General features: G+C 46.6%; 7 protein-coding genes. All 7 read left to right on the forward strand.

Translation table 11 applies throughout. From position 1 onward, the window contains the following. The coding region (locus AC1DSE_RS26350; protein WP_477528436.1) for an ATP-binding cassette domain-containing protein at window positions 1–677 on the forward strand (677 nt) is incomplete at its 5' end. Window positions 678–880: 203 nt separating this feature from the next. Then, a complete protein-coding gene (locus AC1DSE_RS26355) occupies window positions 881–2,020 on the forward strand; it encodes an acyl-CoA dehydrogenase family protein (RefSeq protein ID WP_477528437.1) in 1,140 nt (379 codons plus the stop codon). Window positions 2,021–2,033: 13 nt separating this feature from the next. Continuing rightward, a complete protein-coding gene (locus tag AC1DSE_RS26360) occupies window positions 2,034–3,206 on the forward strand; it encodes an acetyl-CoA C-acetyltransferase (RefSeq protein ID WP_477511647.1) in 1,173 nt (390 codons plus the stop codon). Window positions 3,207–3,222: 16 nt separating this feature from the next. Then, window positions 3,223–4,086, forward strand: coding sequence for a 3-hydroxybutyryl-CoA dehydrogenase (locus AC1DSE_RS26365; protein ID WP_477511648.1), 864 nt, complete (start codon window positions 3,223–3,225; stop codon window positions 4,084–4,086). Between the two features lie 23 nt (window positions 4,087–4,109). After that, complete coding sequence (locus tag AC1DSE_RS26370) at window positions 4,110–5,258, forward strand: acyl-CoA dehydrogenase family protein (protein WP_477511649.1); 1,149 nt, start codon at window positions 4,110–4,112, stop codon at window positions 5,256–5,258. Window positions 5,259–5,280: 22 nt separating this feature from the next. Next, a complete protein-coding gene (prpB, locus tag AC1DSE_RS26375) occupies window positions 5,281–6,180 on the forward strand; it encodes a methylisocitrate lyase (protein ID WP_477511650.1) in 900 nt (299 codons plus the stop codon). Beyond that, window positions 6,170–7,291 carry a bifunctional 2-methylcitrate synthase/citrate synthase gene (gene prpC / locus AC1DSE_RS26380; RefSeq protein WP_477511651.1) on the forward strand — a complete coding sequence of 374 codons (1,122 nt, stop codon included), beginning with the start codon at window positions 6,170–6,172 and terminating at the stop codon, window positions 7,289–7,291. Before prpB ends, prpC begins: the two co-directional genes overlap by 11 nt. The last annotated feature ends 84 nt before the right edge of the window (window positions 7,292–7,375 follow it).

Raw genomic sequence — 7,375 nt, forward strand, 5'->3', positions numbered from 1 at the left:
AAAGAGTAGAGCCGCATCCTGTAAACGTTCTGATTACTGATATTTATGAAAATTTGCGTTTTCCAGACAACTTATGCACTGTCGATGCAATAAGCAAAAACTATGCTGAGCGTGTTATCTTTCAAGATGTCAGCTTTGATATCCAGAAGGAAGACCGGATTGCTATTATCGGTTCAAATGGCAGCGGAAAATCCACTTTAATTAAAGTGTTAACAGGACAAGAACCGGCTGATTCAGGTGCCGTGCAGTTTAGCAAAGGCGTAAGCTACGCCTATTTCAATCGCATGTGGGACGAGCTCGATCAGAAGGATACGGTAAGCCATGCAGTGAACATCTATGGCCTTGGCCTTAATGCCCCTCGCAAGAAAGTGAATAAATTTCTTTCTATGCTGCAGTTCTCGGAAGCAGACCTTCAAAAAGTGATCGGAAGTTTATCCGGCGGTCAACAGGCACGTGTGGCACTCGCAAAATGTTTACTGTCCGGCGCCGAACTCATCATATTGGATGAGCCTACCAATCATCTGGATTTGACCAGCATACAGGTGATGGAGCAGGCGTTAATTCATTTCCCTGGAGCAGTACTCACCGTAAGCCATGATCGTTTCTTCATTGATAAAATCGCTACAAAGCTGCTGACCTTCGAACCGGGTGGAGTAATTACTCAACAAAGTGTATAGCTCACAGCAAAACATAGTATAAGCCAACCTAATGGGGTTGGCTTTTTTTTGTTTATCCGAGCTCAAATGTTAAAGATAAGCTGCATATAAGGCGAGAGATCGAAGTCATTTTTCAGCGGTCTGTCTTCATATACTACGATACGTGCGGATACCGTCGAACATTGTCCACTAACCATGCCTCTTATAAGAAGGAGTGGAGTGAGATGCAATTTTCTATATCCGATGAGCTGGAAATGACTCGCGCAGTGTTAAGGGAATTTGCAGAAAGCGAGGTTGCAACTAGAGCAGTCGAACGTGATGAGAAGGAGCAGTATGATCGATCGTTATTTGACCAGCTGGCTAAACTAGGCATAACAGGCATACCTATTGATGACTTAAATGGCGGTGCCGGCAGCGATTGGATGACTTTCATTATTGTGATAGAAGAACTGGCTCGTGTCTGCGCTTCTACAGCTGCTCAGCTTGCCGCCCATACGGTTTATGCTGCTATGCCGATTTTCACTTTTGGCGGCGACGCTTTAAAAGCTTTGTATCTTAAGGACCTCGCAAAAGGTGTAAAGCTGGGTGGATGCGCTCTGCCATCGACAGTAGTGGGGAACGAGGGATTGAGCAGCAGCATTTCAGCACGTCGACGAGGAGATCACTGGGAGCTATGTGGCGAGCATAAATGTGTCATTCATGGAGATATTGCGGATTATTGCATTGTTATTGCAAAGACGGAGTTAAAACGAAAGAAATCGTTATGTACTGCTTTTTTAATAGAAACGAGTACAGCTGGATGGCAAATTGGGCAGCGAGTACGAACGATGGGATTGCGTTCTTTCCACATTTCAAATATGAAGCTGGATAAATGTGAGATATCTGAGACAAACAAAATCGGAAAAGATGGTCAAGGATTTGAAATCATTTTGAATTCCATCGATATCGGGCATTTGAGTGCAGCTGCGCAATCCATTGGCATTGCCCAAGGAGCTTTTGAAGCTGCAGCTGCCTATGCCAAGGAACGCAAGCAATTCGGTCATTTAATTGGAAAGCAGCAAGGCATCTCTTTCAAGCTTGCAGATATGGCAACTCAGCTGGAAGCAGCCAGGCTTCTCGCTTATCAAGCGGYGTGGCGCAAGGATGAAGGCTTAAGTTTTGCAAAGGAAGCCGCCATCGCGCGTAAGTTCGCGGCAGAAATGGCTGTTGCCGTTGCGATTGAGGCTGTACAAATATTTGGCGGTTATGGCTATATGCAAGAATATCGGATGGAACGGTTTTTAAGGGATGCAAAATGTGTGGAAACGGGGCTTGGAACAGGCGGGATGGAAGTGGATTGCATCCATCGGATGCTGAAGGAGTAGGAGGTATATCACCATGCGCCAGACCGTTATTATAGGAGGGAAACGAACAGCATTCGGAAAGCTAGGCGGCATGTTCAAAAATGAGAAAGCCGTTGAGCTGGGCGCTGCCGTCATTAAAGGAGCCATGCAGCAAACGGGCATACACGCAAGTCAAGCTGATGCCGTCATGATGGGAATGGTGCTTCAAGCAGGCTGCGGCCAAAACCCAGCTCGACAAGCTGCCATTCTTGCCGGAATCGATTGGAGCGTTCCAGCGGAAACGATTAACAAAGTTTGTGCTTCAGGCTTGCGAGCCATCTCTATGGCAGATCAGATCATACGTGCTGGAGATGCAAACATAATATTAGCTGGCGGAATGGAGAGCATGAGTCAGGCGCCATTTGCTGTTCGAACGGCTAGATGGGGAAACAAGCTGGGAAATGCCGAACTGACGGATTTATTGATTCATGATGGTCTGCTTTGTCCTTTCGAAGATGTCCTGATGGCTGTTTATGGCAACAAAATTGCAACAGATCATAATATTAGCCGAACGGAACAAGATGAATGGGCATTAAGGAGTCATGACCGTGCGAGCTCAGCTGCAAATCTGCGATTATTTGAGGATGAAGTTCAGCCTTACTACACTTCTGCAAACGCTATCTTGGCCATCGACGAAGGGCCACGTTTTAACACGGATTTGTCGAAGCTTGCGCTGCTAAAACCGATTCATGGTCCGAGCGGTACGATTACGGCTGGGAATGCTCCGAGTGTGAATGACGGCGCCGCCGCTATGCTCCTCATGTCGGAGGAAGAAGCGAGACGAGGCGGACACAAGCCGCTTGCCAAAATTATCGGACATAGCACCATTGGTGCAAGTGCTCCTAATTTAGCTGCTGCTCCAGCGCTTGCAATCCAAAAGCTATTGCGAAAAACGGGCATTCCTTTAAAAAACATTGATTTATTTGAGGTGAACGAGGCGTTTGCCTCTGTCATTCTCAGCTGCGGGAAAATAGTAGGCTGGGATGAGGAGAAGGTCAATGTGAATGGCGGTGCGATCGCGCTTGGCCATCCAATCGGTGCAAGCGGCGCAAGAATTTTACTCACTTTAATTTATGAATTGAAGCGCCGCGGCGGCGGTTTAGGCATTGCTGCCATCTGCAGCGGCGGAGCCCAGGGTGATGCCATGCTCATTCAGGTGGAGGGCTAAGGCAAAGGGGGTGCTCATGATTATCCAAACCGTTACCGTAATTGGAGCTGGACAAATGGGCAGCGGAATTGCACAGACGTTAGCGCAAAATGGGTTGCAGGTAACCCTTTACGATATTGAGCAAGCTGCCGTGGCAAGGGGGATTGCCTCAATTAATACTTCACTGACTCGACTTGCCGCCAAAGGAAATATTAGCGAGTCTGATCGAACTCAGACCATAAAATCCATCCTAACTTCCACAGACTTAATGTGCGCCAATCGCTCTGATCTAATGATTGAAGCTGCGCCTGAGAATATGACGATGAAAAAAGCGCTTTTTGAAAAGCTTGATCAAATTTGTCAACCAAATGCCATTTTGGCTACCAATACGTCCTCGTTATCGATTACAGAAATAGCTTCAGCAACAAAAAGAGCTTCGCGTGTAATCGGCATGCATTTCATGAACCCCGTACCTATTATGCCATTAGTCGAAATTATTAAAGGTCTTGAGACTTCGAGCGATACATTTGAAAAAATAAAAGCATTGACGCTCACAATCAAGAAAACGCCGATTGAGGTTCAAGATTTCCCAGGCTTTGTCTCCAATCGAATTCTGATGCCTATGATAAATGAAGCGATTTACACGGTGTATGAGGGGGTCGCTGAACCGGAAGCTGTAGACCAAGTGATGAGGCTTGGCATGAACCATCCGATGGGTCCGCTTACGCTTGCCGACTTTATTGGGCTCGATACTTGCTTAGCAATCATGGAGACACTGCAGGCTGGATTCGGCGATTCAAAGTATAGACCATGCCCGCTGCTGCGCAAATATGTGCAGGCTGGCTGGCTAGGCAGGAAAGCCGGACGTGGCTTTTATGTGTACTCAAATGAGAAGGGATAGGTACATCCGAAGGGAGACGGGCAATGGAACTCCGACTTTCAAAGGAACAGTTAGAGCTGCAACAAGCGGTACGACGTTTTGCAGAGACAGAAGTAGCCAGCGCTGTGCCACTCATGGAGCAACATGATCAATTTCCCAGCCTTCTCATTGAAAAACTATCACAAGCAGGCTTTATGGGCATTCCAATTCCTAAGCAATGGGGAGGAGCAGGCTGCGATTTCATTTCCTATATTGCTGCGGTTAACGAAATATCAAAGATAAGCGCAGCGCTTGGCGTCATCTTATCCGTTCATACTTCGGTTTGCACTTTGCCGATCCTGCATTATGGTACGCAAGCTCAAATATCAAGCTATGTTCCCAAGCTTGCTTCGGGTGAGCGGTTAGGCGCTTTCGCGTTAACAGAGCCTCACGCGGGTTCGGACGCTTCCTCTATAAGAACAACAGCAGTATTAGACGGTGAATATTATGTTTTGAACGGATCAAAGGTATTTATCACGAATGCCGGCGCTGCCAATGTTTATGTTGCATTTGCAGTGACTGATGCAAGCAAAGGGGCATACGGCATTACCGCTTTTATTATTGAAAGTGAAACAAAAGGGCTAACGATCGGAAGAAAAGAAAAAAAATTAGGTTTGCACGGATCGAATACTTGTGAGCTTATATTTGATCAATTAAGGATACCCGTTTCCCATAGACTTGGCGAAGAAGGCAAAGGCTTTTCCATAGCCAAAGGCTCCCTTGATGGCGGACGTATCGGAATCAGCGCCCAAGCGCTTGGAATTGCGCAAGCTGCACTAAATATTCTAAATGACCGCTTCCAACCGAAGGCTGCAATGTTGATAAAGCCAGATCAGAAGGCAATGCATCAGCAAGTTAAACTCGCTGGCATAATAGCTAAAGTAGAGGCAGCGAGATTGCTCGTTTATCGCGCGGCGTATTTGCATCAAGAAGGTTTGCCTTGTACGAAGGAAGCATCCATGGCCAAAATGTTCGCATCTGATACAGCAGTTGCAGTGACTAGCCAGGCTATGCAAATGCTCGGATCAGACAGCTGTCTGCAAGGATCAACGATAGAACGACTGTTCCGAGATGCGAAAGCCACTCAAATTTACGAGGGAACAAACGAAATTCACCGAATCGTAATTAGCGGCAAAATACTCAAATCATTATGATTTCTAAAAAGGCGGTGGCGAGATGGGTCATACTCCCGGAGCGCGATTTCGCGAGGCGCTTCAAGTCGAGAAGCCTTTGCAGATCGCAGGCGCTATTAATGCCTTTTCGGCAATAATGGCGGAAAGAGCAGGGTTTCGCGCTTTGTATTTATCTGGTGCAGGTGTTGCTAATGCGTCGTTCGGTCTGCCTGATCTTGGGATTACAACGCTGCAGGATTGTCTTGAGGATGTAAGAAGAATAACGAGTGTTACAGAGCTGCCGCTGCTCGTAGATGTGGATACGGGCTTTGGAGGAGCTTTCCAAATTGCGCGAACGATTAAGCTGATGAACCGTGCGGGAGCCGCCGGCGTTCATATTGAAGATCAAATCCTGGCTAAACGCTGCGGGCATCGCCCTAACAAAGCAATCGTAAGCAAGGAGGAAATGATTGATCGGATTAAAGCAGCTGCAGACGCAAGAGAAGATGATCAGTTTGTCATTATGGCTCGCACGGATGCGCTTGCGGTAGAAGGGTTAGAAGCAGCGATTGAACGGGCATGCGCATGTGTGGAGGCCGGAGCAGATATGATTTTCCCTGAGGCAATAACAAAACTTGAGGATTATCAAGCCTTTGCTGATGCGGTGAAGGTTCCTATACTCGCAAACATTACGGAGTTCGGGCAAACTCCGCTGTATACGATAAATGAGCTTGAGCATGCAGGTGTCAGCTTAGCTCTTTATCCGTTATCCGCCTTTCGCGCAATGTCAGCAGCAGCTCTTCATGTCTATGAAACGATAAAACAAGAAGGAACACAGAAAAATGTCATAAATGTTATGCAAACTAGAGCAGAGCTTTATGACCTCCTCGATTATTTGAGCTACGAAGAGAAGCTGGATCAGCTTTATGGAGTCAAAGAGGAGGAGAACCGTCATGACAACTAAAAAACAAGGCGGTCTCGCCGACGTTATAGCGGGACAGACTTCGATTTCGACAGTCGGAAAAGCAGGAAAGGGCTTAACCTATCGAGGTTATTCGATTGATGATCTCGCCCTTCATGGCAGCTTTGAAGAAACTGCTTTTTTACTGTTATATGGAGCCTTGCCAAGCGATGTCCAGTTAAAAGATTACAGGAAGAAGCTTGCGTCACTTAGACAACTGCCAGCAGGTGTATTGAACATATTGGAGCAGTTGCCGAGCAGCACACATCCAATGGATGTGCTTCGAACGGGGGTTTCGGCGTTAGCTGCGTTCGAACCAGAAAATGAGGAGCGTGACGCTTCCCACATCGCTGATAGATTAATAGCCTGCAGCGCCTCTATTTTATTATATTGGTATCATTATCAGAAGAGTGGGAGAAGGATTGATACAGAGACAGATCAACAAAGTGTTGCTGGACATTTTCTGCAGCTGCTTCATGATCAACGCCCGAACGAGCTTCATGAGAAAGCTTTTGATGTTTCACTTGTATTGTATGCGGAGCATGAATTCAACGCTTCTACATTTGCAGCACGTGTTACTGCATCTACTTTATCAGATATGTATTCCGCCATTACGACTGGCATTGGCACACTCCGTGGACCTCTTCACGGCGGTGCCAACGAAGCCGCGATGGAGCTGATTGAACAATTCGGCAGCGTGCGCGAAGCCGAGATCGGAATTATGCAAATGCTGAAGGACAAGAAATTAATTATGGGCTTTGGACATCGTGTTTATTCTGTTTCTGACCCACGATCCGATATTATTAAATACTGGTCAAATAGACTCTCTGCAGGGGCTGAGAATTCAATCATTTATCCAATTTCCGAGTCTATAGAGAAAATAATGCTGCAAGAGAAAAAACTATTTGCCAATTTGGATTTTTACAGCGCGTCAGCCTATCGATTTATGGGCATTCCAACCTCACTTTTTACACCGATCTTCGTTATTTCTCGTACCAGCGGCTGGGCTTCCCATATCATTGAACAACGTGCAAACAATCGAATCATTCGTCCAAATGCCGATTATATAGGCAGTGATTTGCTGCCTTGGCTGCCTATCGAGCAACGATCCTAAATGAGGAGGGGGATGCGAAAATAATGTCCACTTTAAAGAGTAATGAGAGGCCAAAGCCGGATCAAGCGTTGGTTGCTATTGCAC

It is taken from the genome of Paenibacillus sp. 01L418 (genome assembly GCF_056400045.1).